Source organism: Pseudomonas sp. NPDC096950 (assembly GCF_044762525.1).
GTDB lineage: Bacteria > Pseudomonadota > Gammaproteobacteria > Pseudomonadales > Pseudomonadaceae > Aquipseudomonas.
In genome coordinates this window covers 24,829-51,125 of sequence record NZ_JBIWEL010000022.1, presented here as the reverse complement: position 1 = coordinate 51,125, position 26,297 = coordinate 24,829, and the positions used below count along the sequence as shown (strand labels likewise).

Below are 26,297 nucleotides of genomic sequence, written 5' to 3'. Positions count from 1 at the left end.
CGGCCCTGTAAGCCTTGTGAATGCGGTTAGACTAGGCTCAGGCACGGCGCTGAGCCATTTCGATTTCACAGCATTTTCGATAAGTGTTACTTATGGATTTCAAGCAACTGCGTTATTTCGTCGCGGTCTACGAAGAGGGCCATGTGGGCCGGGCCGCCGAGCGACTTTCGATTTCCCAACCGGCGCTGTCGCAGCAGATCCGTCACCTCGAACAGAACCTCGATGTAAGCCTGTTCGAACGCAGTAGCAAACGCCTGCTGCCCACCCTGGCGGCGCACACCTTGTATAACCACGCACTTCCCCTGCTCGACGGTCTGCAACGGGCACGGGAAGCCCTGGGCAATTTCAAGGGGCAGGCACTGCGCACCCTGGCTATCGGCGTGTTGCAAACCGTCCACACCAGCCTGGTGCCGCAGATGCTCGAACGGGTGCGCAAGGCGCAGCCGCACCTGGTGGTGCAGATTTATGAGTTGACCGGCCTGGAGATCGAACGGCGCTTGCTCAACGGCTCTCTGGACATCGGCATCAGCTACCTGCCACCCCGTCAGCCGGGGCTGCATGGCGTGATGCTGTATGAAGATGAACTGACGCTTGTCATCCCGGCAGATCATCCGCTGAGGGAATTCAAGAAAGTCTCCATGAGTCAGGCCGCAGAATTACCGATGCTGCTGTTGGGCGAAGAGTTTCAGCTGCGGCAGATCTGGCAGACACAATTGGCGAATCTGGGGCGACGGCCGCAGGTGCAGGCTGAGCTGAATAACATGGCGGGGATTCTCGACAGTTTGCCCCACACCCGATTGGCCACGGTCCTGCCGGGGCGCTCGCAAAAGGCCCATGGCAACCATGAACTGCTGTGGAAACCCCTGACCGAACCGCGCGTGCCGCTGAAAGTCGGGTTGGTGTGTCGAGATGTGCAACGGCAACAGGCCTCGCTGGCCTTGTTGCAGACATTGCTGGAAGAAGTACTGAATGGACCCGACGGCGGTTTGAAAGGTCCGGCAACAATAGCCTGAGCTTTTCTGCAGGCAAAAGAAAACCCCGCCGAAGCGGGGCTTTGCAGACTGTTTCCCTGACATCCATTTCACTCCGCCGTCCTGGCAGAATCCTACGTGTCCGTGTTGTTGCTTTGCGCTTCCTGCGCGACGTCCATGTGAAGTAGATTAGCTCTGGATCCAATTCGCGCATATGGGAAAACAGCAGTACGTCATGTAAGAGAATGCTTACATGACGCTAGAGGGTCAGAACTGCGACGCGTCCAGCAGGAACAGCGATTCGCTACCGGCCTTCACCGACGCGCTCAGCGAGTGAATACGCGGCAGCAGACGGGCGAAATAGAACCGCGCCGTACCAAGTTTGCTCGCGTAGAAATCGTCCTGCGCTTCCTTACCGAAGGCTGCCTTGGCCATCAATGCCCACATGTAGGCGTAGGAAACGTATCCAAATACTTGCAGATATTCGACCGAGGCCGCGCCGATTTCATTCGGGTTGTTTTTCGCCCGGTCCAGCAGCCACGAAGTCAGCTCATCGAGGGTGGTCACCGCGTCGTTCAGTGGTTTGGTGAATTCCGCCAGGTCAGCGCTGGCCGTTGCCGTGAAGTGACGAATCTCGTCGGCGAACAGGTTATAGAACGCCCCGCCGCTACCAACGATCTTGCGTCCTACAAGGTCCAGCGCCTGAATGCCGTTGGTGCCTTCGTAGATCTGGGTGATGCGCACGTCGCGCACCAGTTGCTCCTGGCCCCACTCACGGATGTAACCGTGGCCGCCAAACACCTGCTGGCCGTGAACCGTGGTTTCCAGGCCCAGGTCGGTCAGAAATGCCTTGGCCACTGGGGTCAGCAGCGCAACCAGATCTTCCGCGCGTTTGCGGGTGGTGGCGTCTTCGCTGAACTTGGCGGTGTCCAGTTGCATCGCCACGTACGTCGAGAAGGCACGGCCGCCTTCGTTCGAGGCTTTCATGGTCAGCAACATGCGACGCACGTCCGGGTGGACGATGATCGGGTCAGCAACTTTGTCTTTGTTCTGCGCGCCGGTCGGCGAACGACTTTGCAGGCGATCGCGAGCGTATTCGATGGCGTTCTGATAAGAGCGCTCGCCGGTAGCCAAGCCTTGGATACCAACGCCCAAACGCTCGTAGTTCATCATGGTGAACATCGCCGCCAGGCCTTTGTTCGGCTCGCCGACCAGGTAACCCACGGCTTCGTCGAAGTTCATCACGCAGGTCGCGGACGCCTGGATGCCCATCTTGTGTTCGATCGAACCGCAATTCGCCGGGTTGCGCGCGCCGAGGCTGCCATCGGCATTGACCATGTACTTCGGCACCAGGAACAGCGAAATGCCTTTCGGACCCGCCGGCGCGTCCGGCAGTTTGGCCAGTACCAGGTGGATGATGTTTTCGGTCAGGTCGTGTTCGCCGCCGGTGATGAAGATTTTGGTGCCGCTGACTTTGTAGGAACCGTCGGCCTGAGGTTCGGCCTTGGTGCGGATAATCCCCAGGTCTGTACCGGCGTGGGGCTCGGTCAGGCACATCGAGCCGGCCCAGACGCCGGCGTACATGTTCGGCAGGTACGCGGCTTTCAGTTCTTCGCTGGCGTGGGCGTTGATCGACAGGCAAGCGCCGGCGGTCAGCATTGGGTACAGGCCAAACGACAGGCTGGCGGAGTTGACCATTTCTTCGACCTGGGCCGACACAGCCTTCGGCATGCCCATGCCGCCGTAGGCCGGATCGCCACCGACGCCAACCCAACCGCCTTCAGCATAAGTCTGATAAGCCTGTGGGAAACCTGCCGGCGTGGTGACGGCACCGTCCGCCCAATGGCAACCTTCTTCGTCAGCCGCACGGCTCAGGGGCGCGATGCTTTTGCTGGTGACCTTGCCGGCCTCTTCGAGAATGGCTTCGACGGTTTCAGCATCGACGGTGTCTGCCAGCGCCGGCAGCTCGGCCCAGAGTTTGGCGACCTCGAAAACTTCATTGAGGACGAAGCGCATATCGCGCAGGGGCGCTTTGTAGTCAGCCATGGCAAACCTCGCAAGATCTAAACAGGTGATTCGTGGGAATGGTGTTTTCGTTGGGTTCGAGTGTAACCCAACAACTTTTACGACACATAGGGTCAGCTCATGACTGATTTGTAATGTTTAGTCATTACATTCTTGTGTCTGCCGGAACGCATTCGCGGGCAAGCCTCGCTCCTACAGGTCTTCGGCGTACGCAAACATCGCGAACAACACCGGACCTGTAGGAGCGAGGCTTACCCGCGAAGCCCTTAAATACGATTAAAGCGCGAACAACCCCGCCGGCAACTTCATCAAACAATCACTCCCCGCCTCGATCGCCGCCCGATGAGCGGCGGTGCGCGGCAGCAATCGCTTGAAATAAAACTCGCAGGTCGCCAGTTTGCCCTGGCAATAATCGGCATCGCCGCTGCCCGCGTCGAGTTGCGCCTGGGCCACCAACGCCATGCGCAACCACAGGTAGCCGAGGATGATGTAACCGCTGTACATCAGGTAATCCACCGACGCGGCGCCGACTTCATCCGGATTTTTCATCGCGGCCATACCGATCTTGGTGGTCACCTCGCCCCATTGCTGATTCAAGCCATTGAGCTGGGCGACGACGCTGCCCAGTTGCGGATGCTCGGCGTTTGCAGCGCAGAACTTGTGAACGATTTTGGTAAAGCCACGCAACAGTTTGCCTTGGCTGCCGAGGACTTTGCGCCCCAGCAGGTCCAGTGCCTGAATGCCGTTGGTGCCCTCGTAGATCGGCGCAATCCGGCAGTCACGCACCAACTGCTCCATGCCCCACTCGCGGATAAAACCGTGGCCGCCAAACACCTGCATGCCATGGTTGGTCACTTCCAGCCCGGTGTCGGTCATGAACGCTTTGCAGATCGGGGTCAGGAACGCCAGCAAATCCTCGGCCTCCTGGCGTGCCGTTGCGTCCGCACTCAGGTGCGCAACATCCAGCAACTGCGCGGTGAAATAGGTCAGCGCGCGGTTGCCTTCGTTGAAGGCCTTCATGGTCAGCAGCATCCGCCGTACATCCGGATGCACGATGATCGGGTCGGCGACTTTTTCCGGCGCTTTCGGGCCGGTCAGCGAACGCATTTGCAAACGATCGTTGGCGTATTTGATCGCGCCCTGGAAGCTCGCCTCACCCAGACACAAACCCTGCATGCCGGTGCCCAGGCGTGCGTGGTTCATCATGGTGAACATGCAATTCAGGCCTTTGTTGGCTTCGCCGATCAGGAAGCCCTTGGCGTCATCAAAATTGAGCACGCACGTGGCCGATGCCTTGATGCCCATTTTGTGTTCGATGGAGCCGCAGGCAACGCCATTACGCTCGCCCGCTTCACCTTCGGCATCGGGCAGGAATTTAGGCACGATAAACAGCGATATGCCTTTGGTCCCGGCCGGCGCATCCGGCAGTTTGGCCAACACCAAATGAATGATGTTGTCACTCATGTCGTGTTCGCCGGCGGAGATGAAAATCTTGCTGCCGGAGATCGCATAACTACCGTCGGCCTGGGGCACGGCGCGGGTCTTGATGATGCCCAGGTCGGTACCGCAATGGGCTTCGGTCAGGCACATGGTGCCGGTCCATTGGCCGGCGGTGAGTTTGCTCAGGTAGGTCTGTTTTTGTGCATCGGTGCCATGGGCGTGGATCGCCGACATGGCGCCCTGGGTCAAGCCCGGATACATGCCCCAGGACGTGTTGCTGGAAGCGATCATTTCGCTGATCACCAACCCCAGCGAAAGGGGCAGACCCTGGCCACCATAAGTGGGATCAGCCGCCAAGCCATGCCAGCCACCCTCCACATACTGTGCGAAGGCTTGCTTGAAACCTTTGGGCGTTGTCACCACGCCATTGTCGAAATGGCAGCCCTCTTCGTCACCGCTGCGATTCAGCGGTGAGAGAACGTTCTCACAGAATTTCGCGCCTTCTTCGAGGATCGCATTGACCATGTCCGGGCTGGCATCGGTGGCGCCCAGCGCGGCGTAGTTGCCATGGAAGTCGAAGACGTGGTCGATCAGGAAGCGCATGTCACGCAGGGGAGCTTTGTACTCAGGCATGGTCGTTTCTCCGGCAGCAGATTGCTCAAACCTACTGCCGCGCACCCCACCTCACAATCACAGTCCAGACGCTGAATGCGCTGTCATCACTCAACCCGCAGCGGCGTCCATGCGCACGGCGCCACGGCGACTTTGACCGAATGCCACCACGCAGTTGCGCCCGGCGCCCTTGGCGCTGTAGAGCGCCTCGTCGGCAGACTTAAGCACTTGTTCAGGCGTGCGTTGCTCCAGACGTTCGGCGACGCCGATGCTGACCGTCACCGACACGCTGGATGCAGCGGAACCGGCTCGACGCTGACGACCTTGCTGATCATCTTGAGGCCGGTCCGGATTGCGCAATTGAATGTTGTAGGACGCAATCGATTCGCGGATGACTTCCAGGTGCGGCATGCACTCTTCAAGCGTCTTGCCCGCGAACACCAAGGCGAATTCCTCGCCACCGTAACGATATGCCCTACCGCCACCGCTGATTTTCGACAGCTTGCTGGCGACCAGTCGCAACACCTGATCGCCGACATCGTGGCCGTGGGTGTCGTTGAATTTCTTGAAGTGATCGACGTCGCTCATGGCCAACACGTAGTTGCGCCCGAGCCGCTGCATGCGTTCGTTCAAGGCGCGGCGGCCCGGCAGACCGGTGAGTTCGTCGCGGAAGGCCATTTGATAGGCTTCGTGGGCGACCGCCGCGGCAATCATCAGCATCACCTGGCTACACATGATGTTCAGGGTGAACGGCAGGATGAAGGTTTTCGGCAACATCCAGAACAACCCCAGCAAACCCACCAGTTGCGCGGCGTGCAAGGGCCTCGGGTTGCGCCAGTATTGCCAGGCCAGCAGTACAAACGAGCCGAAGAACACCGGATAGGACAATTGGATCAGGCTCATCCACGCGCCGTGCAACGCAGGCCAGCGGATCTCCGACAGCCACATCAGCAGCGCCTGTGGGTAACTTTGCTCAAGACCCAGCGCCACGCTGCCAAACGCCAGCAACACGGCGAACCGCGCCACCATGTCCTGGAACAGATGGGTACGCTCCTGCCACGCCGCAAACAGGCCGAATAACAACGGCAACAGCAGGCAACAGAGATGGAACACCACCGCCGCGTCTTCGCGAACCTTGCCGTTGTCGCGGTAATAGTCAGTCTGGGTGTCGAGCAGGAAGTAGGCGGTGTACACCGTGACCATCAGAAACAGTTCGCGCTGGCGGCGGTAAACCGCGCAGTACGCACCACCGAGCAACAGCACCAGGGTTGGCAGCACGTTGAACAGCGAAGTGAAGAAGACGTTGAGATCCTTGATGTACGCAGCCGAAAGCCCAGCAAGCAACAGCAGCAGTGAGGGCAAAAAGTGACTGAAACGTACAGCGGAAGAACGCGGCAAGGGTAAAGCTCCGACCCGGCATAGCAATTGATGGCATTGTGCCTGCAATGCGCACGATTAAGCACACGAAATGTGATGCAGGTCACGTGAACGTCTCTTTAACGGCAGAAATGCTGACTTTCTGAGGGATATTCCGAGGTTTTTTACAGCTAAAAAACTTGTGGCGAGGGAGCCTGCTCTCTCGCCACAAGAATTTGCCTGGTTCAAAGATCGTTGTAGAACGCCTGCAACGGCCCCTCGCTGGCGCTGCGACCTTCTGCGCCGATCGGTTTGAGGGAAATCGGGGCATCGAGCGCCTGCCGGGTCGAAATCTTCGGACTGACGGGCCGCGCCGTCACCGCGTTTTCGTCGCCCACATGACCTTGCGGAATGACCAGCGACGGATGATCAAACGGCGCCTGCTCCCAGGCCACGCGAGGATCGGTCAGCCCGACTTCCATGAATTTCACCAGGGCGTCCACCTCGTCGGGGGTCAGGTTCAGCGAAGTCATGTCCGGATCGAGGTTCGAAGCGTTGTGCTGATTCGCCGACGGATGTTCGAAGCCACTGGTGTTGCTCGCATCCTCACCGCGCCGGTCGCCGCCGCGGTTGTAGAACTCCATGACCTGTTTCAGCGTCGCCCGGCTGCCATTGTGGAAATACGGCCCGGTCAGCGCGATGTTGCGCAGCGTCGGCGTCTTGAAGGCACCATCGACAGCATCGCGGAAGCCGACATTGGGCTTGAGCGTTGCATCGCAAGGCAGTGCCGCACTCAGTGGCGTTTCGAAGGTGCAGACATCGACATCCAGCGGGTCAGGCACGTTGCCGCCCTGCAACAGGGTGTTGTACTCACGGGTGAAGGACAAAGGGTTGCCCCACGCGTCCGAACCGCCGAGCGCCAGGTCTTCCGACGTCGGGCGCACACCGGTGTTGTAGAAGCCGTTGTCGTAGAGCGTGGTGAGGTTGTCAGCCATCAACATGCGTTCAATGCGTTCACGGGGATGGAACAGCAAGCGGCTGCCGGCGTTGGTCAACTCCGCACCGCCGTGGCAGGCGATGCATTTGCCCTTGCCGAGGAACAGGTTCATGCCTTGGACCTGCTGGGCATTCATTGCCTGCTGATTACCCTGCAGGTAGGCATCCAGCGGTGCTTGGTCTGAGATCAGAGTCGATTCGTACATCTGGATCGCCAACCCGAAGAACAGCGGGAAGTTGGCTTCCATCTGGGTGTACGGTGCATCGCCCAGCAACACCTGTTGCGTGGCATTCCACAATCTAGGCTGGAACGCAGCCTTGATCAGCTCACGGTAAGTCGGCCGGCGTGCGCCGGAAACCGAGGCCAGCACCGAATCAGTTGAGGAAATCCGTTGTTGCTTGAGCATCAGCGTATCGAGCATGCGGCGGCCAATATCCGCGAAGGTGCGCCCGCCGCAGGACATTTCCACCGGACTGCCGGGAGGGCCCACGGCTTGCGAAGCTGCAGAAGCATCCTTGAGTGCCAGACGCACTTTGGTCGCCACGCCTCCACGATCGCCGGTGACGAAAATCCCGGCATCCGGGTCGCGATTGCCGAACGGCGAGAAGCCGTTGAACACGTTGTTCGCACGGCCATCCCAGAAATTTCGCACGTTGAACGCGGCGTTGATCACCGTCGGTGCATTGCGCCCTGTACTACGACGGACGTTGATGCCGCCGACCTGGAAAATCCCGTCCGGTTGTTGCGTGCACTTGTCGAAACGCGGTTGATGCGGCTTGACGAAGTTGGCGTCGAACACGCCTTGGGAGCCGATCACGTCGTCGGTGGAATAGAGGATCGGCGAATTGCGATCCAACGGATCGGCCAGCACGTGGGTCGGGAAGTCGGTTTTCTTCAACGTGTAGTTCGGGCCGCCCTTGCCACCGGATTTGGTCAAATAGGAAGCCACGTCGCCCGGGATATCGGACGCTACAAACGGCTTGTTGAAGATCGACGCCACGTTCGCATTGGTGTGCGCCTGGCCAGGGTTGATCTGGTTGGTGATCCGGTGATCGACCCCGGCGTGAAAGTGGCAGGACGCGCAAGCCGTCGAGCCATCGCTGCCGATCTCCATGTCCCAGAACAACGCCTTGCCCAACAGGATCGCCGCCGAGCGGTTGAGAACGTAGTCAGTCATCAAATCGACTTTGCGCCCGCCTTCGGTTCCCGACGGATCGGGCGGCGTCATGCCGCGCAGTGATTGCAGGGTAGGGATCTCAGGGGCGGGAACATCAACCTCTGGCGCTGTCGCGGCCAGAGCGCCCTGAACGGGCAGCACGAACAGGCAGGCCAAACCAACTATTCGGACGATGTTCATGCGCTTCACCCTGACGATATTGTCGATTCAATTTGAGGTTGTCAGCGGTTTTGCAATTAATCTGCCAGTACGTCAAAGCCCCATTTTTCGGGCGTCCCCCCAAATCAATGCGCTTATTTCGGGGCATTAATACCGGGGAATGGGCCCCAACAATGGGGCTCGAATTCAAGGCAAAAAAAAGCCGCTGCTCCCGAAGGAACAGCGGCTTTTGGAAGAACTGCGCTAAGGCTTAGTAGCCCAGTGCGAAGTCTTCTTCTTTCATGTCCATCAGGTTGTTGGCGCCCGACAGCATGGTCACTACGTGAGTGCGGGTACGCGGCAGGATGCGCTGGAAGTAGAAGCGCGCAGTCTGCAGCTTGGCGGTGTAGAACGCCTCTTCGGTGGTGCCGGCAGCCAGTTTTTCGGCAGCCAGGCGCGCCATGTCAGCCCAGAAGTAGGCCAGGCAGGCGTAACCGGAGTACATCAGGTAGTCCACGGAGGCCGCGCCGACTTCTTCGCGGTCTTTCATGGCGGCCATGCCGACCTTCATGGTCAGTTCGCCCCACTCTTTGTTCAGCGCAGCCAATGGCTCGACGAACTCTTTGACGGCTTCGTTGCCTTCGTTGGTCTGGCAGAACTTGTGGACGATCTTGGTAAAGCCTTTCAGGGCCTCGCCTTGAGTCATCAGCACTTTACGGCCCAGCAGGTCGAGTGCCTGGATACCGGTGGTGCCTTCGTACAGCATCGAAATGCGGCTGTCGCGAACGTTCTGCTCCATGCCCCACTCGGCGATGAAACCGTGACCGCCGTAGATTTGCACGCCGTGGTTGGCGGATTCGAAGCCAACTTCAGTCATGAAGGCTTTGGCGATTGGGGTCATGAAGGCCAGCAGTGCGTCGGCTTTCTTCTTCTCTTCTTCGTCCACGCCGTACTTGACGATGTCGACCTGTTTGGCGGTGAAGTAAACCATTGCGCGGTTGCCTTCGGCGAACGCCTTCATGGTCAACAGCATGCGACGTACGTCTGGGTGCACGATGATCGGGTCAGCGGCTTTTTCCGGCGCTTTCGGGCCAGTCAGGGAGCGCATTTGCAGGCGATCGCGAGCGTATTTCAGGCCGCCCTGGAAGCCGATCTCGGCGTGGGCCAGGCCTTGCAGTGCGGTGCCCAGGCGGGCGGTGTTCATAAAGGTGAACATGCAGTTCAGGCCTTTGTTCGCCGGGCCGATCAGGAAACCGGTGGCCCCGTCGAAGTTCATCACGCAAGTGGCGTTACCGTGGATGCCCATCTTGTGTTCCAGGGAACCGCAGGTCACAGCGTTGCGAGCGCCGATCGAACCGTCTGCGTTCGGCATGAACTTCGGAACGATAAACAGCGAGATGCCTTTGGTGCCAGCCGGTGCATCCGGCAGGCGGGCCAGCACGATGTGGACGATGTTGTCGGCCATGTCGTGTTCACCGGCCGAGATGAAGATCTTGGTGCCGGAGACTTTGTAGGAACCGTCGGCCTGAGGTTCAGCCTTGGTGCGCAGCATGCCCAGGTCGGTGCCGCAATGCGGCTCGGTCAGGCACATAGTGCCGGTCCACTCACCGGAAACCAGTTTGGTCAGGTAAGCCTCTTGCTGCTCAGGCGTACCGTGCTCGGAAATGGTGTTCATCGCGCCATGGGACAGGCCTGGGTACATGCCCCACGACCAGTTGGCTTCGCCAACCATTTCGCTGACTGCCAGACCCAGAGACTCCGGCAGGCCTTGGCCACCGTGCTCTACGTCGTGAGCCAGGCTTGGCCAGCCGCCTTCGACGAATTGTTTGTAGGCTTCTTTGAAACCAGTCGGGGTCTTAACGCCGGACTCGCTCCAGGTGCAGCCTTCGGTGTCACCCACGCGGTTCAGCGGAGCCAGTACCTGCTCACAAAACTTGGCGCCTTCTTCGAGAATGGCGTCAACCATGTCTGGAGTTGCGTCTGCACAAGCCGGAAGGCTCTGATAGTGCGCTTCGTAGCCGAGCAGTTCGTCACGAACGAAGCGAATATCACGCAAGGGGGCCTTGTAGTCAGGCATAGCGATAAACCTCTGCTGATGTAACCGGGAATGAACGACCGCGTTGATTTGTTGTGGCGGTCAAACAGTTGTTTGAAACATACGTTTACGCCCAAATCTTGTCAAGCGCCGATCTTTTGCCGTTCGTCATCATCGCGTGTGCACAACGGCCATGCAGCCGTGCGTCGCCGTCGACAAAGCAACAGAACATGTAGGAAAGATTAGTTGAGGGAGAAGGACTTACGCAGAAAAACGCCGCGAAGATTCGCGGCGTTGGCGTAGCGGATTCAGCTAGCGATCAAGCGTAGGTATCAATCAACGTCCCGAGCATTTCATCGGAAGCCTTGGCGACTTTCGCGCCGAGCTCAACCTGAAACTTGCCTTGGGACATCTCGACCATGTTGCTAGCCAGGTCAGATTCCTGGCTGCGATCCACAGAACGCAGACGATCAACCTGAGATTCGGAAGACTGGCTCGTCTGCGAACGCTCGATAGTGGTGTTGGCAATCTGGCCGGTAGCCTGATCGACACGGTTCTGCCCTGTCTGAATAGTGCTCAGACCGGCATAAAAAGCGGTGCTTCCTGAGATTTCCATGGGAGAACTCGTCCTGATAAAGGATCAACAGCGGCCATTGAAGCAGACGCGCCAGCAAAACACCCGACAAAAACACTAATGGCACAGTGCCGCGTCATAGGCAAAAACATTAATCGAGCAGATCCAGCTGAAGATGTTCCGCCACCGCCTCCGCCGTCACCGACTTGAGTTTCGGCACCCGGCCCAGGCACGGCGCGGGTATCCGCTCAGCCAGCGTGGCAAGGTTCTCCTCCAGGCGCGAGGTCTTCGGCTCGATGATGTTAGCCACCCATCCGGCCAACTGCAGACCATCGTTGGCAATCGCTTCAGCCGTCAACAGCGCATGGTTGATGCAACCCAGCCGCACACCCACCACCAGAATCACCGGCAGATCCAGGGCTATCGCTAGGTCCGACAAATTATCCTGATCCGCCAACGGCACGCGCCAGCCGCCAGCACCTTCGATCAGCGTGAAATCCGCATTCATCTCCAGGATCTCGCGCATCGGCGTCAGCAAGGACTGCACCGTCAACGCAATACCCGCCTCCCGCGCCGCCAGATGCGGAGCGATCGCCGGTTCGAACGCCACCGGATTGACCTGTGCATACGTCAGCGGCACCGAGCATTCCGCCAGCAACGCCAACGCGTCGGCGTTGCGCAAACCCTTGGGGGTCACCTCACAACCGGAGGCCACCGGTTTACCCGCCGCGGTGCTTAAACCGGCCAACCGCGCGGCATGCAGTAAACCGGCGGCGACCGTGGTCTTGCCGACATCAGTGTCGGTGCCGGTAATGAAATAGGCTGCGCTCATAAGGGTTTCTCCAACACGGCATAAACCACTTGATAAGTCGCCGGCAGTCCCTGTGCCTGACGAAACTGTTCATACGCCTCGACTAGGCCGAGGATCCGCGCCCTGCCGGTCAAACCGCCCGGCCGACCAGGGTTCAGGTTGTGCGCGCCCAACGCCTTGAGTTCATGGGTCAGGCTGCGCACATCCGGGTAATGCAGCACATGTGGACAGGTTTGCAGGCTGACAACCTGCAAGCCACTGGCCGCGCACAGCTGTTGATAAGTCTCGAACTCGCGGAAGCGGTTGACATGCACCATGCCATCCACCTGACGCCAGCTGTCGCGCAATTCATACAACGTGCCGACACACAGACTAGCAAACGCAAAAATACCGCCCGGTTTCAATGCCCGATACGCTTCGCTGAGCACCGAGGCGAAGTCTGAACACCACTGCACCGCGAGGCTGGAAAAGATCAGGTCGCAGGTTGAATCCTGCAATGGCAACCGCTCGGCATCGCCAGCGATAAAATGCGCCGCTCCACCCAAGGGCCGAGCGTGATTGAGCATGCCCTCGGCGATGTCCAGCGCCACGCCGTGACTCGCAGGAAAACGCTCCCCCAGCGCACGGCTGAAATAACCCGTGCCGCAGCCCAGGTCCAGCCAGCGACCGGGTACAAAACCATCGGGCAACCGACGCAACAACTCGCTGCCAACATCCCGTTGCAATTCAGCCACGCTGTCGTAGCTGGCCGCTGCGCGGGAAAAGGACGCTGCCACCTGACGCTTGTCGGGCAAGCCTGCGGGCAGGTTGGGAAGGGATAAATCAGTCATCACCGGACTCATGCAAAAAAGCCTGGATCGCCCCCGCCACACCGTGGGGGTCTTCCAGAAGAAACGCGTGGCTGGCCTGTTCGATCAGGCCGATTTCGACATCCGGCAACAACGCCAGCAAGTCCCCCGCCGCTTCGGCCGGGACCAGTCCGTCAAGGCCGGCGAACAGATGCAGTTGCGGGCCGCGAAACGCCTGTAGCGCTTGCCGGGTATCCAGTTGCGCGAGGACTTCCAGGCCGCTCATCAGGACTTGCGCCGACGCATGCGGCGCGCCACCCAACAACAATCGCGACAGTCCGCGTGGGTCTTCGGCACCTTGGGCACAGAGCAGCGAAAAGCGTTTCAAGGTCATGCGCGGATCGGCGTTGCAACCGGCCAGAAACGCGTCGAAGGTCTCGCCGGGCATCGCACGCGGCCATTGCTCATGGGCGACAAACGAAGGGTTGCTCGCCAGGGTCAGCAAGCCGCAGCAGCGATCACCGCGCCGCGCCGCCAACTCGGAAGCGAGCATGCCGCCGAGTGACCAGCCACCGAGCCAGGTATCCTGGGGTACGGTCGAATCCAGCTCATCGAGCCACTCTTCCAGCTCGCCCGACTCCAGTTCCGGCAACGGCTCGATCTCGACCCGCAGGTGTTCGTCCAGGCCCTGCAAGGCTGCCGCCAACGGCTCCAGCGGTGAAATCCCGAGGCCCCAACCGGGCAGCAGAATCAGTCGATCACGCATGGCTTGGCTCCGGTCCCAGTTGTGCAAAACAATCGGCGAGTCCATTTAACAATAGCTGCACCTGCGCTTCGCTGTGGGCGGCGGTCAGGGTCACCCGCAAGCGAGCGCCGCCGGCCGGCACGGTGGGCGGCCGGATCGCGGTGACCATCAGGCCACGCTCGCGCAGCATCTGTGACAGCCGCACCGCGCGACCGGCATCGCCAATCATGATCGGCTGGATCGGTGTGAAGCTGTCCATGAGTTCCAGGCCGATCTGCTCGGCACCACGGCGGAACTGACTGATCAGCGTCTTCAAATGTTCACGTCGCCAATGTTCTGTGCGCAGTAATTCGAGACTTTTCAGCGTGGCGCAGGCCAGCGCCGGCGGCTGGCTGGTGGTGTAGATGTAGGGGCGCGCGAACTGGATCAGGCTCTCGATCAGCTCTTCACTACCCGCCACAAACGCCCCCGCCGTGCCGAACGCCTTGCCGAGGGTGCCGACCAACACCGGCACGTCCTCCTGACTCAGACCAAAATGCTCGACGATCCCGCCACCATTGGCGCCCAGCGGACCAAAGCCGTGGGCATCATCGACCATCAGCCACGCGCCCTTGGCCTTGGCTTCCCGCGCCAGCGCTGGCAGGTCGGCGATATCGCCGTCCATGCTGAACACGCCGTCGGTGACCACCAGCGTATTGCCGGTGGCCTTCTCCAGACGCTTGGCCAGACTGGTCGCGTCGTTGTGCAGATAACGATTGAACCGCGCACCGGACAACAGACCTGCATCCAGCAATGACGCGTGATTGAGCCGGTCTTCCAGCACCGTATCGCCCTGCCCGACCAACGCGGTGACCGCGCCGAGGTTGGCCATGTAACCGGTGGTGAACAGCAGCGCCCGTGGGCGACCAGTCAGATCGGCCAGCGCTTCTTCCAACTCGTGGTGTGGCGTGCTGTGGCCGATGACCAAGTGCGAAGCCCCGCCACCCACGCCCCAACGCGCCGCGCCGGCACGCCAGGCTTCGATCACTTGCGGATGATTGGCCAAGCCCAGGTAATCGTTGTTACAGAATGCGAGCAACGGCTGGCCATCGACCACCACTTCCGGGCCTTGAGGGCTTTCAAGCAGCGGGCGTTGGCGATAGAGGTTTTCGGCACGACGGGCAGCAAGGCGTGCGGCGAGATCGAAAGACATGCAGGCCTCGAAGATCAATAGGGGAATGCACCCAATCCCAGTGTGGGAGCGGGCTTGCTCGCGAAGAGGGAGTGTCAGTCGACCTCAATGTTGCCTGACACGCCGCCTTCGCGAGCAAGCCCGCTCCCACACTGGATTTGTGTCGGGTCAGACAGCCGCGTTATAGAACTGCTCGCTGCTCTTCTGTTCCACCAACGCCTGCTCGATAGCCGCTTGGTGCACTTCGTCCGCATGCTCTTCGCGAGCTTCCGGCAAGATGCCCAGGCGCGAGAACAGTTGCATGTCCTTGTCGGCCTGCGGGTTGGCGGTGGTCAGCAGTTTGTCGCCGTAGAAGATCGAGTTGGCACCGGCGAAGAACGCCAGGGCTTGCATCTGCTCGTTCATCGCTTCGCGGCCGGCGGACAGGCGCACGTGGGATTGCGGCATCAGGATGCGGGCGACGGCGAGCATGCGGATGAAGTCGAACGGGTCGATGTCATCGGCGTTTTCCAGTGGCGTACCGGCGACTTTCACCAGCATGTTGATCGGCACCGACTCCGGGTGCTCCGGCAAGTTGGCCAGCTGGATCAGCAGGTTGGCGCGGTCATCAAGGGACTCGCCCATGCCGAGGATGCCGCCGGAGCAGATCTTCATCCCCGACTCACGCACGTAGGCCAGGGTTTGCAGACGCTCGCCGTAGGTGCGGGTGGTGATGATGCTGCCGTAGAACTCCGGCGACGTATCGAGGTTGTGGTTGTAGTAGTCGAGGCCGGCCTGGGCCAGGGCTTCGGTCTGGTCCTGGTCGAGACGCCCGAGGGTCATGCAGGTTTCCAGGCCCATGGCTTTCACGCCCTTGACCATCTCCAGCACGTACGGCATGTCTTTGGCCGACGGATGTTTCCACGCCGCGCCCATGCAGAAACGGGTCGAACCGATGGCCTTGGCGCGAGCGGCCTCTTCGAGGACCTTCTGCACTTCCATCAGTTTTTCTTTTTCCAGGCCGGTGTTGTAGTGACCGGACTGCGGACAATATTTGCAATCTTCCGGGCAGGCGCCGGTCTTGATCGACAGCAGCGTCGAGACCTGGACCCGGTTGGCGTCGAAATGCGCGCGGTGCACGGTCTGCGCCTGGAACAACAGGTCGTTGAATGGCTGAACGAAGAGTGCTTTGACTTCGGCCAAAGACCAGTCATGACGCAGGGTTGCAGAGGTGCTGGCGCTCATGGGCGTTTCCTTGATTTATGCTTGGCAAGCGGCTGGGGAATGGAATACCCACAGGCGCGACACGGATGTTCGGCATATTTAAGGAAGAGCGATGCGCTGTCAACCACGATACGAAGGACCGGTTTACATCTGGTTAAAAAACAAACAACCCTGTTTGCTCTGTTCAGAGGCTGCCGATGACGCAACACCCATCTGCACAGCCTGCGAAACCGAGCTGCCCTGGCTTGGCGAGCACTGCCAGACCTGCGCCCTGCCGCTGCCCGCCTCCGGCCTGACATGCGGCCAATGCCTGCAACAACCGCCAGCCTTCGAACGAGTCGCGGCACCCTGGAGCTACAGCTTTCCGGTGGACACGCTGATCACTCGCTTCAAACACAACGCGAAGTGGCCGTTGGGCCGCTTGCTCGGCGAACTTCTTGCACAGTTCCTGCAACATCGCTTCGATGAAGACCTTGAGCGACCCGATCTGCTGATCCCGGTGCCGCTGGCGAGCAAACGCCTGCGTCAGCGGGGTTTTAATCAAGCGGCGATGCTTGCGCGTTGGCTCAGTGCGAACCTGGACATTCCTTGCGACGAATCGCTGTTGTTGAGGATTCAAGACACCAGCGCGCAGCAGGAACTGAAGGCCGAAGCCCGCAAGCGAAACCTGCGTAACGCTTTTGCCCTCGCGCCGGGCGCTTCTGTCATTGGCCGTCATTTGGCGCTAATCGACGACGTACTGACCACCGGCGCCACTGCGCAAACCCTGGCGCGGTTGTTGATGAATGCTGGTGCCGCCCGAGTAGATGTCTATTGCCTGGCCCGCACCCCCAAACCCGGCAACACCGCGTAACCCTTGTGGGAGCGGGCTTGCTCGCGAAGACGGCGACACATCCAACAACGATGTGACAGACAGATCGCTTTCGCGAGCAAGCCCGCTCCCACAGGGACTGAGCTCAACTGGAAGGTTTGGCGACTGACTTGACTCCCAAGCCTCAAGCCGCCAACGTCCTCCCATTGCCACCGCTCAAAGCACCCACCATGTCCTTGCCTACGTTGTTATCCCAGCACATTGTCCGCCGCCCGCAGCGCATCGCCCTGCTGCAACACATTGCCGAACAGGGCTCGATCACCCGCGCCGCGAAAAGCGCGGGTCTGAGTTACAAGGCGGCATGGGACGCTATCGATGAACTGAACAACCTCGCGCAAAAGCCGCTGGTGGAACGCAGCGTCGGTGGCAAGGGCGGCGGTGGCGCCAAGTTGTCCGAAGAGGGTCAACGGGTATTGCGCCTGTATCAAAAGCTGCAAGTGTTGCAGGCCCAGGTGCTGGAAGCGGCCGAAGATGCCAGCGACCTCGACCTGCTCGGCCGACTGATGCTGCGCACCAGCGCGCGCAATCAATTGCATGGCAAGGTCGCGGCGATCGAATCCCAGGGCCGCAATGACCGCATTCGTCTGGAACTGGCCGAAGGCTTGAGCATCGACGCACAGATCACCCACGACAGCACCCTGCGCCTGGAGCTGCAAACCGGCACCGAAGTGGTGGCCTTGATCAAGGCCGGGTGGCTGGAATTACTGGCCGTCGATCAAGCTGCAACACCTGGCAACAATTGCCTGACGGGCACAATCGAAGAAATCCTCGACGCCGAAGACGGCCCCAGCGAAGTGCGCATCGGCCTGCCCAATGGCCAGACGCTGTGCGCCCTGGCCGAGCCGCTGCATTTAAAGACCTCCGGCCTTGCCGTCGACCGACCGGTGCTGGTGCAATTCGCGCCGTCCAACGTCCTGCTCGGTACACCGCTCTGAAACAAAACCTTCACTAACGCTCATTAAGGTGACTGCAAAAACCCGCAGGGAGCCTGATGTGAGCCTATTAGAAGAACACCAATCCACCGACCTGGAAAAAATGGTCGGCCTCAGCCGTCGCGGTTTCATCAGCGCCGGCGCCCTCTGCGGTGCGGCGATGTTCCTCGGTGGCAACCTGCTGAGCCGCAGCGTGCTGGCGGCGAGTGTCAGTGCCGGCTCGAGCAAACTGCTGGGTTTCGACAGCATCGCCGCCGCCACGACCGACACCATCACCCTGCCGCCGGGCTACAAGTCCTCGGTGTTGATCAGCTGGGGACAGCCCTTGCAGAAAAACGGTCCGGCGTTCGACCCGAGCGGCAACGGCAGCGCCGAACATCAGGAACTGCAGTTCGGCGACAACAACGACGGCATGAGCCTGTTCGAGTTTCCCGGTGAAAAAGACCGGGCGCTGATGGCGATCAACAACGAATACACCAACTACCGCTACCTCTACGCCCACGGCGGCATGCCGCAATCGGCGGAAGAAGTGCGCAAGGCCCTGGCCTGCGAAGGCGTGTCGGTGATCGAAGTGCAGCGCAAGAACGGCCAGTGGCAATTCGTCCAGGGCTCGCGCTACAACCGACGCATCCACGGCAACTCGCCGCTGCGCTTGAGCGGTCCAGCGGCCGGTCACGAACTGTTGAAAACCAGCGCCGACCCGCACGGTAAGCAAGTCCTCGGCACCTTCCAGAACTGCGCCAACGGCAAGACGCCGTGGGGCACTTACCTGACCTGCGAAGAGAATTTCACCGATTGCTTCGGCAGCAGCAGCGCCGAGCAAAAATTCGATGCCGCGCAAAAACGCTACGGCGCGGTGGCCGCCAGCAAGGAAATCAACTGGCATCAACACGACCCGCGTTTCGACCTGGCGAAGAACCCCAACGAACTCAACCGTCACGGCTGGGTGGTGGAAATCGACCCGTTCGACCCGAAGTCGACGCCGGTCAAACGCACGGCCCTGGGCCGTTTCAAACATGAAAACGCCGCCCTGGCCGAAACCAAGGACGGTCACGCCGTGGTGTACATGGGCGACGATGAGCGCGGCGAGTTCATCTACAAATTCGTCAGCCGCGACAAGATCAACCACAAGAATCCGAAAGCCAATCGCGACCTGCTGGATCACGGCACCTTGTACGTGGCGCGCTTCGACGCGGGCGACGGCGACGCCGATCATCCGAAAGGCCAAGGCGAGTGGATCGAACTGACCCACGGCAAGAATGGCATCGACGCCAGCAGCGGTTTCTCCGATCAGGCCGAGGTGCTGATCCACGCGCGCCTCGCCGCCAGCGTGGTCAACGCCACGCGCATGGACCGCCCGGAGTGGATCGTCGTCAGCCCCAAGGACGGCCAGGTTTATTGCACCCTGACCAACAACGCCAAGCGCGGCGAAGACGGCCAACCGGTCGGCGGGCCGAATCCGCGAGAGAAAAACGTTTACGGACAGATCCTGCGCTGGCGCACCGACCGTGATGATCACGGTTCGAAAAGCTTTGCCTGGGATCTGTTTGTGGTCGCAGGGAATCCGGGTGTCCACGCCGGTACGCCGAAGGGCGGCTCGACGAACATCACGCCGCAGAACATGTTCAACAGCCCGGATGGCCTGGGGTTCGACAAGGCCGGACGCTTGTGGATTCTCACCGATGGCGATTCCAGCAATGCCGGGGACTTCGCGGGCATGGGCAACAACCAGATGCTTTGCGCCGACCCGGTAACCGGGGAAATCCGCCGCTTTATGGTCGGGCCGATTGGTTGCGAGGTGACGGGGATCAGCTTCTCGCCGGATCAGAAAACCCTGTTCGTCGGGATTCAGCATCCGGGAGAGAACGGTGGTTCGACCTTCCCCGAGCACCTGCCGAATGGCAAACCGCGGTCTTCGGTGATGGCGATTACCCGCGAGGACGGCGGGGTCGTCGGCGCCTGACAGGCCCTCTTCGCGAGCAAGCCCGCTCCCACATTGGATCTCCTGTGTGTCACAGGTAGTGTGAACACCAAAGATCCAATGTGGGAGCGGGCTTGCTCGCGAAGGCGTCCGCCCAGACAACACTCATCTCAAGCCCAAACACTATAGAAGCCCCGTCTGCGCTACCATGCTTGGCCGGACGCGGCAGCCTGCTGCGCGCAGGAGTCAGCATGGCCCACCCGTTTGCAACCCTTACCCCAGACCTCGTGCTCGATGCCGTCGAAAGCATCGGCTTTCTCAGCGACGCGCGCATTCTGGCGCTCAACAGCTACGAAAACCGCGTCTACCAAGTCGGCATCGAAGACTCCGAGCCGCTGATCGCCAAGTTCTACCGCCCGCAGCGCTGGACCAACGAAGCGATTCTCGAAGAGCACCAGTTCACTTTCGAACTCGCCGAATGCGATGTGCCGGTGGTCGCGCCGATGATTCACAACGGCGCCAGCCTGCATGAACACGCCGGGTTCCGTTTCACGCTGTTTCCTCGCCGTGGCGGCCGCGCGCCGGAGCCGGGCAATCTGGATCAGCTGTATCGCCTGGGGCAATTGCTCGGGCGCCTGCACGCCGTCGGCGCGACCAAGCCGTTCGACCACCGTGAAGCATTGGGCGTGAAAAACTTCGGCCACGATTCGCTGAACACCTTGCTCGAAGGCAATTTCGTACCGAAAAGCCTGCTGCCGGCCTACGAGTCCGTTGCCCGCGACCTGCTCAAGCGTGTGGAAGAGGTCTACAAGGCCACGCCGCACCAGAACATCCGCATGCACGGTGACTGCCACCCCGGCAACATGATGTGCCGCGACGAGATGTTCCACATTGTCGACCTCGACGACTGCCGCATGGGCCCGGCGGTGCAGGACATCTGGATGATGCTCGCCGGTGACCGTCAGGAATGTCTCGGTCAGTTGTCGGAATTGATGGACGGCTACAACGAGTTTCACGACTTCGACCCGCGGGAATTGGCGCTGATCGAACCGTTGCGCGCGTTGCGCCTGATGCATTACAGCGCCTGGCTGGCACGGCGCTGGGATGACCCGGCGTTCCCCCACAGTTTTCCGTGGTTCGGCAGTGAGCGGTATTGGGGCGATCAGGTGTTGGCGTTGCGCGAGCAACTGTCCGCGCTCAACGAGGAACCGCTGAAACTCTTCTGACACACCCTGATCCCCCCTGTGGGGCCGGGCTTGCTCGCGAAGCGGTGGGTCATTCGGCAAATATGTTGACTGACCCACCGCCTTCGCGAGCAAGCCCGCTCCCACAAGGTCCGCGACCATTTCGACAAATCTCCTTACAATCCCTCCTTTGTTAGCTGCCTAAGCAAGGATTCTGCATGCAAGCCGCCAACCCGCGTCGCGGGTACATCCTGGGCCTCACTGCCTACATCATCTGGGGACTTTTCCCCATCTACTTCAAAGCCATCGCCTCGGTGCCGGCTGTAGAAATCATCATCCACCGGGTGCTCTGGTCGGCGCTGTTCGGTGGCTTGCTGCTGTTGGTCTGGAAACATCCGGGCTGGTGGCGCGAGTTGCGGGACAACCCGAAACGCCTGGCGATCCTGGCCCTGAGCGGCACGCTGATCGCGGCCAACTGGCTGACTTACGTCTGGTCGGTAAACAACGGGCGCATGCTCGAAGCCAGCCTCGGTTACTACATCAACCCGCTGGTGAACGTGCTGCTGGGAATGTTGATCCTCGGCGAACGCCTGCGGCGCATGCAATGGGTGGCGGTGGGGCTGGCAGCGATTGGCGTAGCGCAACAGGTGTGGCAGGTCGGCAGTCTGCCGTGGGTGTCGCTGGTGCTGGCGCTGACGTTCGGCTTCTACGGGCTGATCCGCAAACAGGCGCCGGTCAAGGCATTGCCCGGGCTGGTGGTGGAAACCTGGATGCTGGTGCCGATAGCCGTGGCGTGGTTGCTGTTCAATCCGACAGCGGCCAGTGCGCAACCGGCGTTCTGGACCACATCCGAAGCCTGGTGGCTGGTGGCGGCCGGCCCGGTAACCTTGGTGCCGCTGGTGTGTTTCAACGCGGCTGCACGGCATTTGCCCTACACCACGCTCGGATTTCTCCAGTACCTGGCGCCGACATTGGTGCTGCTGCAAGCCGTCCTGCTGTTTGACGAACACTTGTCATCCAGCACCCTGGTGGCGTTCATCTTTATCTGGGCAGGCCTGGCGATTTACAGCGTGGATGCGGTGATCAGCATGCGTCGGCGCAGCTGATCAGAAAACGTACAAACCTCCACAGGCCACGTTCTGCGTGGCCTGCATCAATCCTTCCCAAGGTTATCCACAGCGTGATCCCCGGCGTTTGTGCGCAACTTGTTGAAACTGCTGGTTTTTTGATCAGATCCTGAAGAACCCCGGCCGACGTGGCCTGGGGGCGAGTTTCTACAGGTTATCCACAGGCAGGTGCACGTTTAACTTGGATAACCCGGTTGGGGACGGCGGTTCAAGGATCACTGCGCAGCACCAATTCCACCATCAAGTCATCGGCCAGGGTTTCCAGGCGCGATTGCAGCACATCCAGGGACAAGGTCAGCGGCACGGCGAGAATCGCCTCGGCGTGGAACAACGGCTCGCTGCTCATCGGCGCCGGGCGCACTTCGGTGACCAGACGTTCCAGGTTCACCCCCTGCTCACTCAGCAAGCGCGTGATGTCGCGCACGATCCCCGGCCGGTCATTGCCCACCAGTTCCATGGCGATCGGTTTCCAGGTGCAGGATTGTTCGATGCCGCTTTCAGCGATCAGTACGCGAATGCCATGGGTCGACAAGGCTTGCAGGGCATCGACCAATTCGTCGTAGGCTTCGGCCGGCACGCCCACCCGAAGAATCCCGGCGAACTGCCCGGCCATGCGCGACATGCGGCTTTCCAGCCAGTTGCCGCCATGCTCGGCAATGCATTGGGCAATGCGCTCGACCTGCCCTGGCTTGTCCGGCGCGAATACGGTGAGTACGAGGTGGTCCATGGCGCAGCCCTCTTTTGTTATAGAAAGAGAAGTATAGGCAAGGGTTATTGCTGCGTTGAATTGGCCGACGCCTTCGCGAGCAAGCCCGCTCCCACAGGGTTGGCGCAATCCCTGTGGGAGCGGGCTTGCTCGTGAAGGGACGCGCCGCCGCTCTGACGGAATCAACAAATCGTGTACAAGTTTTTATATTTAACTGGAACAATCCAATAGTTTTTTGAGAACATCCCGTTCCCCGACATGACTGCAATGCGTCATGGGGTCGCAGAACGACGTAATTAGTCTAATTTTCACAAGCGCAATTCATCATGTAGTATGCCGCAGCGCGCACTACATAACGTTGGATCGATGTCTGCCACCGGCACACTCGCAACCCTGAAAGCCCCGTCAGCAAGGCCTCCAAGCCGTTGATTGGACCGAACCCAGCCGCCCGCGAGGGCATGTACTGGCGAACGGGTTTGTGGTTTAAATGGCCAGAGGCTTCATTGTCAAAATTGAAGAGCTGAAAAGCGAAATAGCTGAGCAGAGTGAGGCAAGCAATGACTGAACACGTTCAAGTCGGTGGCCTGCAGGTCGCCAAAGTCCTGTTCGACTTCGTGAACAACGAAGCCATTCCCGGTACCGGCCTCACCGCCGATAAGTTCTGGGCCGGTGCCGATAAGGTCATTCATGACCTGGCGCCGAAGAACAAAGCCCTACTCGCCAAACGCGATGATTTCCAGGCTCGTATTGACGGCTGGCACCAGGCGCGAGCCGGTCAGGCGCACGACGCCGTGGCTTATAAAGCCTTCTTGCAAGACATCGGTTATCTGCTGCCAGAAGCGGCCGATTTCCAGGCAACGACGCAAAATGTCGATGACGAAATCGCCCGCATGGCCGGCCCGCAACTCGTGGTGCCGGTGATGAACGCGCGTTTCGCGCTCAATGCCTCGAACGCCCGTTGGGGCTCGCTGTATGACGCGCTCTACGGCACCGACGCCATCAGCGAAGCTGACGGCGCGGAAAAAGGCAAAGGCTACAACAAGGTTCGCGGCGACAAGGTTATCGCCTTCGCCCGCGCCTTCCTCGACGAAGCGGCGCCATTGGCCGCCGGCACTCACGTCGATTCCACCGGCTACAAGATCGTTGACGGCAAACTGGTGGTCGCCCTTAAGGGTGGCAGCAACACTGGCCTGCGCAACGACGCTCAGTTGATCGGTTTCCACGGTGACGCCGCCGCGCCGACCGCGATCCTGCTGAAAAACAACGGCCTGCACTTCGAAATCCAGGTCGATGCCAGCACCCCGGTCGGCCAGACCGACGCCGCCGGCATCAAAGACATCCTGATGGAAGCCGCACTGACCACCATCATGGACTGCGAAGACTCCGTCGCCGCCGTCGATGCCGATGACAAAGTGGTGATCTACCGCAACTGGCTCGGCCTGATGAAGGGCGATCTGTCGGAAGAAGTCTCCAAGGGTGGTCAGACCTTTACCCGCACCATGAACGCCGACCGCACCTACACCGGCGTCGATGGCAAGGAACTGAGCCTGCACGGTCGTTCGCTGTTGTTCGTGCGCAACGTTGGCCACTTGATGACCATCGACGCGATCCTCGATAAAGACGGTAACGAAGTGCCGGAAGGCATCCTCGACGGTCTGGTGACCTGCCTCGCGGCGATCCACAGCCTCAACGGCACCAGCTCGCGCAAGAACAGCCGCACCGGCTCGGTCTACATCGTGAAGCCGAAGATGCACGGCCCGGAAGAAGCCGCGTTCACCAACGAGCTGTTCGGGCGCATCGAAGACGTGCTCGACCTGCCGCGTAACACGCTGAAAGTCGGGATCATGGACGAGGAGCGCCGCACTACGGTCAACCTCAAGGCCTGCATCAAGGCTGCCAGCGAGCGCGTGGTGTTCATCAACACTGGTTTCCTCGACCGCACCGGCGACGAAATCCACACCTCCATGGAAGCCGGCCCGATGGTGCGCAAGGCCGACATGAAGACTGAGAAGTGGATCGGCGCCTACGAAAACTGGAACGTCGATATCGGCCTGAGCACCGGCCTGCAAGGTCGCGCCCAGATCGGTAAAGGCATGTGGGCGATGCCCGACCTGATGGCGGCGATGCTCGAACAGAAAATCGCTCACCCATTGGCCGGCGCCAACACCGCTTGGGTACCCTCGCCGACCGCCGCTGCACTGCACGCGCTGCATTACCACAAGGTTGATGTGTTCGCCCGTCAGGCCGAACTGGCCAAACGTGCGCGCGCGTCGGTGGACGACATCCTGACCATCCCGCTGGCCGTGAACCCGAGCTGGACCGCAGAGCAGATCAAGAACGAACTGGACAACAACGCCCAGGGCATCCTTGGTTATGTGGTGCGCTGGATCGACCAGGGCGTGGGCTGTTCGAAAGTGCCGGACATCAATGACGTCGGCCTGATGGAAGACCGTGCGACACTGCGTATCTCCAGCCAGCACATCGCCAACTGGCTGCGTCATGGCATCGTTACTGAAGATCAGGTCCTGGAAAGCCTCAAGCGCATGGCGCCGGTGGTTGACCGCCAGAACGCCAATGACGCGGTGTACCGTCCATTGGCACCGAACTTCGACAGCAACATCGCCTTCCAGGCGGCGGTCGAACTGGTGATCGAAGGCACTAAGCAGCCGAACGGCTACACCGAGCCGGTCTTGCACCGTCGTCGTCGCGAGTTCAAGGCTGCCAATGGCCTGTAACTGAGCGCTGACGCCGTAAATGAAAAAGCCCTGATCTTTCGATCAGGGCTTTTTTATTTGTGAATGCATTCCCCTTGTGGGAGCGGGCTTGCTCGCGAAGAGGGAGTGTCAGTCGAATAAATGTTTACTGACACTCCGCCTTCGCGAGCAAGCCCGCTCCCACAAGGGGAATGTGCAGCGTTCAAAGGGGTGAACTAAGGCTCCATCCCCAACTCATGCTTGACCAACGCCAGCAACTTGCCGGTATCAATCGGCTTGAGCAGGAAATCCACCACGCTCAAGTGCATGGCGGCAATGGCGTCCCCCACGTCGGCATCGCCAGACACAATGATGATCGGCATCGCCGCCCGGACCGATTCACGCACTTGGCGGATCAATTCCAGGCCATCCACATGTCCCATGCGCAGATCGGTAATCACCAGGCCAATTGACGGCTTCTCGTCCAGCATTTTGAGTGCGGTCTCACCACTGGCAGCGGTCATGCAACGAATGCCATCCAGACCAAGGATCTCCGATAGCAGCTCCCGGGCATCTTTGTCGTCATCGACGATCAATACCCGCTGCGGCGGAAGATCAGGCTCCAGCATGATCGCACTGAGCGCCTCGCGCTCGGCGTCACTCAAAATATCGTGGTCGGACATGGCTTTCTCTACGTTTTCTATTCAATCCCCTAGCACAGTGGTCAGACATCGCTAAGCAGAGCTTCAATGTGCACTTCGTCGGATATTTTGCCTAGAGGAAAAATGAGACGTTTTCCCACAATGTGCGTAGGGCATAT

20 protein-coding genes are annotated in these 26,297 nt (G+C 60.2%); 7 read left to right on the top strand and 13 right to left on the bottom strand.

Annotated elements, in window-relative coordinates; translation table 11 throughout:
- Nucleotides 1–92: 92 nt before the first annotated feature.
- Nucleotides 93–1,013: a LysR family transcriptional regulator gene (locus tag ACIQY3_RS26525; protein WP_403025762.1), complete on the top strand. Its 921-nt coding sequence runs from the start codon at nucleotides 93–95 to the stop codon at nucleotides 1,011–1,013.
- A gap of 225 nt (nucleotides 1,014–1,238) precedes the next feature.
- Here the strand turns inward: ACIQY3_RS26525 and ACIQY3_RS26520 are convergent, their stop codons facing one another.
- The 11 genes from ACIQY3_RS26520 to bioB all read right to left on the bottom strand — a co-directional run bounded on the left by ACIQY3_RS26520 (nucleotide 1,239) and on the right by bioB (nucleotide 16,064).
- Nucleotides 1,239–3,017: an acyl-CoA dehydrogenase C-terminal domain-containing protein gene (locus ACIQY3_RS26520; RefSeq protein ID WP_403025760.1), complete on the bottom strand. Its 1,779-nt coding sequence runs from the start codon at nucleotides 3,015–3,017 to the stop codon at nucleotides 1,239–1,241.
- Between the two features lie 255 nt (nucleotides 3,018–3,272).
- Nucleotides 3,273–5,069 (bottom strand): acyl-CoA dehydrogenase C-terminal domain-containing protein, encoded by a 1,797-nt coding sequence (locus ACIQY3_RS26515; protein WP_403025758.1) that lies wholly within the window; start codon nucleotides 5,067–5,069, stop codon nucleotides 3,273–3,275.
- A gap of 90 nt (nucleotides 5,070–5,159) precedes the next feature.
- On the bottom strand, nucleotides 5,160–6,446 hold the full coding sequence (locus ACIQY3_RS26510) for a GGDEF domain-containing protein (RefSeq protein ID WP_403025756.1): 1,287 nt from the start codon (nucleotides 6,444–6,446) through the stop codon (nucleotides 5,160–5,162).
- Nucleotides 6,447–6,649: 203 nt separating this feature from the next.
- Entirely contained in the window at nucleotides 6,650–8,758 is a 2,109-nt protein-coding gene (locus tag ACIQY3_RS26505; protein ID WP_403025755.1) for a cytochrome-c peroxidase, read from the bottom strand.
- Between the two features lie 229 nt (nucleotides 8,759–8,987).
- The gene (locus ACIQY3_RS26500; RefSeq protein WP_403025753.1) at nucleotides 8,988–10,793 is read right to left on the bottom strand and encodes a phenylacyl-CoA dehydrogenase; all 1,806 of its coding nucleotides are present in this window, start codon (nucleotides 10,791–10,793) and stop codon (nucleotides 8,988–8,990) included.
- A 277-nt stretch (nucleotides 10,794–11,070) separates the two neighbouring features.
- Nucleotides 11,071–11,367 (bottom strand): pyrroloquinoline quinone biosynthesis protein PqqE, encoded by a 297-nt coding sequence (locus tag ACIQY3_RS26495; RefSeq protein ID WP_403025752.1) that lies wholly within the window; start codon nucleotides 11,365–11,367, stop codon nucleotides 11,071–11,073.
- 109 nt (nucleotides 11,368–11,476) lie between these two features.
- The gene (gene bioD / locus ACIQY3_RS26490; protein WP_163911225.1) at nucleotides 11,477–12,157 is read right to left on the bottom strand and encodes a dethiobiotin synthase; all 681 of its coding nucleotides are present in this window, start codon (nucleotides 12,155–12,157) and stop codon (nucleotides 11,477–11,479) included.
- Nucleotides 12,154–12,966 carry a malonyl-ACP O-methyltransferase BioC gene (gene bioC, locus ACIQY3_RS26485; protein WP_403025751.1) on the bottom strand — a complete coding sequence of 271 codons (813 nt, stop codon included), beginning with the start codon at nucleotides 12,964–12,966 and terminating at the stop codon, nucleotides 12,154–12,156. Before bioC ends, bioD begins: the two co-directional genes overlap by 4 nt.
- The gene (locus ACIQY3_RS26480) at nucleotides 12,959–13,690 is read right to left on the bottom strand and encodes an alpha/beta fold hydrolase (RefSeq protein ID WP_403025749.1); all 732 of its coding nucleotides are present in this window, start codon (nucleotides 13,688–13,690) and stop codon (nucleotides 12,959–12,961) included. The genes bioC and ACIQY3_RS26480 overlap by 8 nt, the downstream gene beginning before the upstream one ends.
- Nucleotides 13,683–14,861 carry an 8-amino-7-oxononanoate synthase gene (gene bioF / locus ACIQY3_RS26475; protein ID WP_403025748.1) on the bottom strand — a complete coding sequence of 393 codons (1,179 nt, stop codon included), beginning with the start codon at nucleotides 14,859–14,861 and terminating at the stop codon, nucleotides 13,683–13,685. The genes ACIQY3_RS26480 and bioF overlap by 8 nt, the downstream gene beginning before the upstream one ends.
- A gap of 147 nt (nucleotides 14,862–15,008) precedes the next feature.
- On the bottom strand, nucleotides 15,009–16,064 hold the full coding sequence (gene bioB, locus ACIQY3_RS26470; RefSeq protein WP_403025746.1) for a biotin synthase BioB: 1,056 nt from the start codon (nucleotides 16,062–16,064) through the stop codon (nucleotides 15,009–15,011).
- 91 nt (nucleotides 16,065–16,155) lie between these two features.
- On the opposite strand from bioB, the gene ACIQY3_RS26465 reads away from it, so the two are divergent.
- From ACIQY3_RS26465 to rarD, 5 genes are all read left to right on the top strand, one after another.
- Nucleotides 16,156–16,896 carry a ComF family protein gene (locus ACIQY3_RS26465; RefSeq protein ID WP_403025744.1) on the top strand — a complete coding sequence of 247 codons (741 nt, stop codon included), beginning with the start codon at nucleotides 16,156–16,158 and terminating at the stop codon, nucleotides 16,894–16,896.
- Between the two features lie 188 nt (nucleotides 16,897–17,084).
- Nucleotides 17,085–17,849, top strand: a complete 765-nt coding sequence (locus tag ACIQY3_RS26460) for a TOBE domain-containing protein (RefSeq protein ID WP_403025742.1) — start codon at nucleotides 17,085–17,087, stop codon at nucleotides 17,847–17,849.
- Nucleotides 17,850–17,907: 58 nt separating this feature from the next.
- Entirely contained in the window at nucleotides 17,908–19,809 is a 1,902-nt protein-coding gene (locus ACIQY3_RS26455) for a PhoX family protein (RefSeq protein WP_403025740.1), read from the top strand.
- A gap of 209 nt (nucleotides 19,810–20,018) precedes the next feature.
- Nucleotides 20,019–20,993 (top strand): serine/threonine protein kinase, encoded by a 975-nt coding sequence (locus tag ACIQY3_RS26450; protein ID WP_213940244.1) that lies wholly within the window; start codon nucleotides 20,019–20,021, stop codon nucleotides 20,991–20,993.
- A 176-nt stretch (nucleotides 20,994–21,169) separates the two neighbouring features.
- Nucleotides 21,170–22,057 (top strand): EamA family transporter RarD, encoded by an 888-nt coding sequence (gene rarD / locus ACIQY3_RS26445; RefSeq protein ID WP_403025737.1) that lies wholly within the window; start codon nucleotides 21,170–21,172, stop codon nucleotides 22,055–22,057.
- A 229-nt stretch (nucleotides 22,058–22,286) separates the two neighbouring features.
- Here the strand turns inward: rarD and ACIQY3_RS26440 are convergent, their stop codons facing one another.
- A complete protein-coding gene (locus ACIQY3_RS26440) occupies nucleotides 22,287–22,805 on the bottom strand; it encodes a glycine cleavage system protein R (protein ID WP_192416792.1) in 519 nt (172 codons plus the stop codon).
- Nucleotides 22,806–23,341: 536 nt separating this feature from the next.
- Between ACIQY3_RS26440 and ACIQY3_RS26435 the strand changes: the two genes are divergently transcribed.
- Nucleotides 23,342–25,519, top strand: a complete 2,178-nt coding sequence (locus ACIQY3_RS26435) for a malate synthase G (protein ID WP_403025734.1) — start codon at nucleotides 23,342–23,344, stop codon at nucleotides 25,517–25,519.
- Between the two features lie 194 nt (nucleotides 25,520–25,713).
- Here ACIQY3_RS26435 and ACIQY3_RS26430 read toward each other — a convergent pair whose 3' ends face one another.
- Nucleotides 25,714–26,160 (bottom strand): response regulator, encoded by a 447-nt coding sequence (locus ACIQY3_RS26430; RefSeq protein WP_054044186.1) that lies wholly within the window; start codon nucleotides 26,158–26,160, stop codon nucleotides 25,714–25,716.
- Nucleotides 26,161–26,297: the final 137 nt, after the last annotated feature.

What these genes read in the sequence shown, in the direction of transcription:
- bioD (WP_163911225.1), bottom strand. Translation starts at nt 12,157, where the DNA reads ATGAGCGCAGCCTATTTCATTACCGGCACCGACACTGATGTCGGCAAG.
- bioF (WP_403025748.1), bottom strand. Translation starts at nt 14,861, where the DNA reads ATGTCTTTCGATCTCGCCGCACGCCTTGCTGCCCGTCGTGCCGAAAAC.
- bioC (WP_403025751.1), bottom strand. Translation starts at nt 12,966, where the DNA reads ATGACTGATTTATCCCTTCCCAACCTGCCCGCAGGCTTGCCCGACAAG.
- ACIQY3_RS26450 (WP_213940244.1), top strand. Translation starts at nt 20,019, where the DNA reads ATGGCCCACCCGTTTGCAACCCTTACCCCAGACCTCGTGCTCGATGCC.
- ACIQY3_RS26460 (WP_403025742.1), top strand. Translation starts at nt 17,085, where the DNA reads ATGTCCTTGCCTACGTTGTTATCCCAGCACATTGTCCGCCGCCCGCAG.
- ACIQY3_RS26440 (WP_192416792.1), bottom strand. Translation starts at nt 22,805, where the DNA reads ATGGACCACCTCGTACTCACCGTATTCGCGCCGGACAAGCCAGGGCAG.
- bioB (WP_403025746.1), bottom strand. Translation starts at nt 16,064, where the DNA reads ATGAGCGCCAGCACCTCTGCAACCCTGCGTCATGACTGGTCTTTGGCC.
- ACIQY3_RS26515 (WP_403025758.1), bottom strand. Translation starts at nt 5,069, where the DNA reads ATGCCTGAGTACAAAGCTCCCCTGCGTGACATGCGCTTCCTGATCGAC.
- ACIQY3_RS26430 (WP_054044186.1), bottom strand. Translation starts at nt 26,160, where the DNA reads ATGTCCGACCACGATATTTTGAGTGACGCCGAGCGCGAGGCGCTCAGT.
- ACIQY3_RS26480 (WP_403025749.1), bottom strand. Translation starts at nt 13,690, where the DNA reads ATGCGTGATCGACTGATTCTGCTGCCCGGTTGGGGCCTCGGGATTTCA.
- ACIQY3_RS26500 (WP_403025753.1), bottom strand. Translation starts at nt 10,793, where the DNA reads ATGCCTGACTACAAGGCCCCCTTGCGTGATATTCGCTTCGTTCGTGAC.
- ACIQY3_RS26465 (WP_403025744.1), top strand. Translation starts at nt 16,156, where the DNA reads ATGCGCTGTCAACCACGATACGAAGGACCGGTTTACATCTGGTTAAAA.
- ACIQY3_RS26520 (WP_403025760.1), bottom strand. Translation starts at nt 3,017, where the DNA reads ATGGCTGACTACAAAGCGCCCCTGCGCGATATGCGCTTCGTCCTCAAT.
- ACIQY3_RS26435 (WP_403025734.1), top strand. Translation starts at nt 23,342, where the DNA reads ATGACTGAACACGTTCAAGTCGGTGGCCTGCAGGTCGCCAAAGTCCTG.
- rarD (WP_403025737.1), top strand. Translation starts at nt 21,170, where the DNA reads ATGCAAGCCGCCAACCCGCGTCGCGGGTACATCCTGGGCCTCACTGCC.
- ACIQY3_RS26505 (WP_403025755.1), bottom strand. Translation starts at nt 8,758, where the DNA reads ATGAACATCGTCCGAATAGTTGGTTTGGCCTGCCTGTTCGTGCTGCCC.
- ACIQY3_RS26495 (WP_403025752.1), bottom strand. Translation starts at nt 11,367, where the DNA reads ATGGAAATCTCAGGAAGCACCGCTTTTTATGCCGGTCTGAGCACTATT.
- ACIQY3_RS26525 (WP_403025762.1), top strand. Translation starts at nt 93, where the DNA reads ATGGATTTCAAGCAACTGCGTTATTTCGTCGCGGTCTACGAAGAGGGC.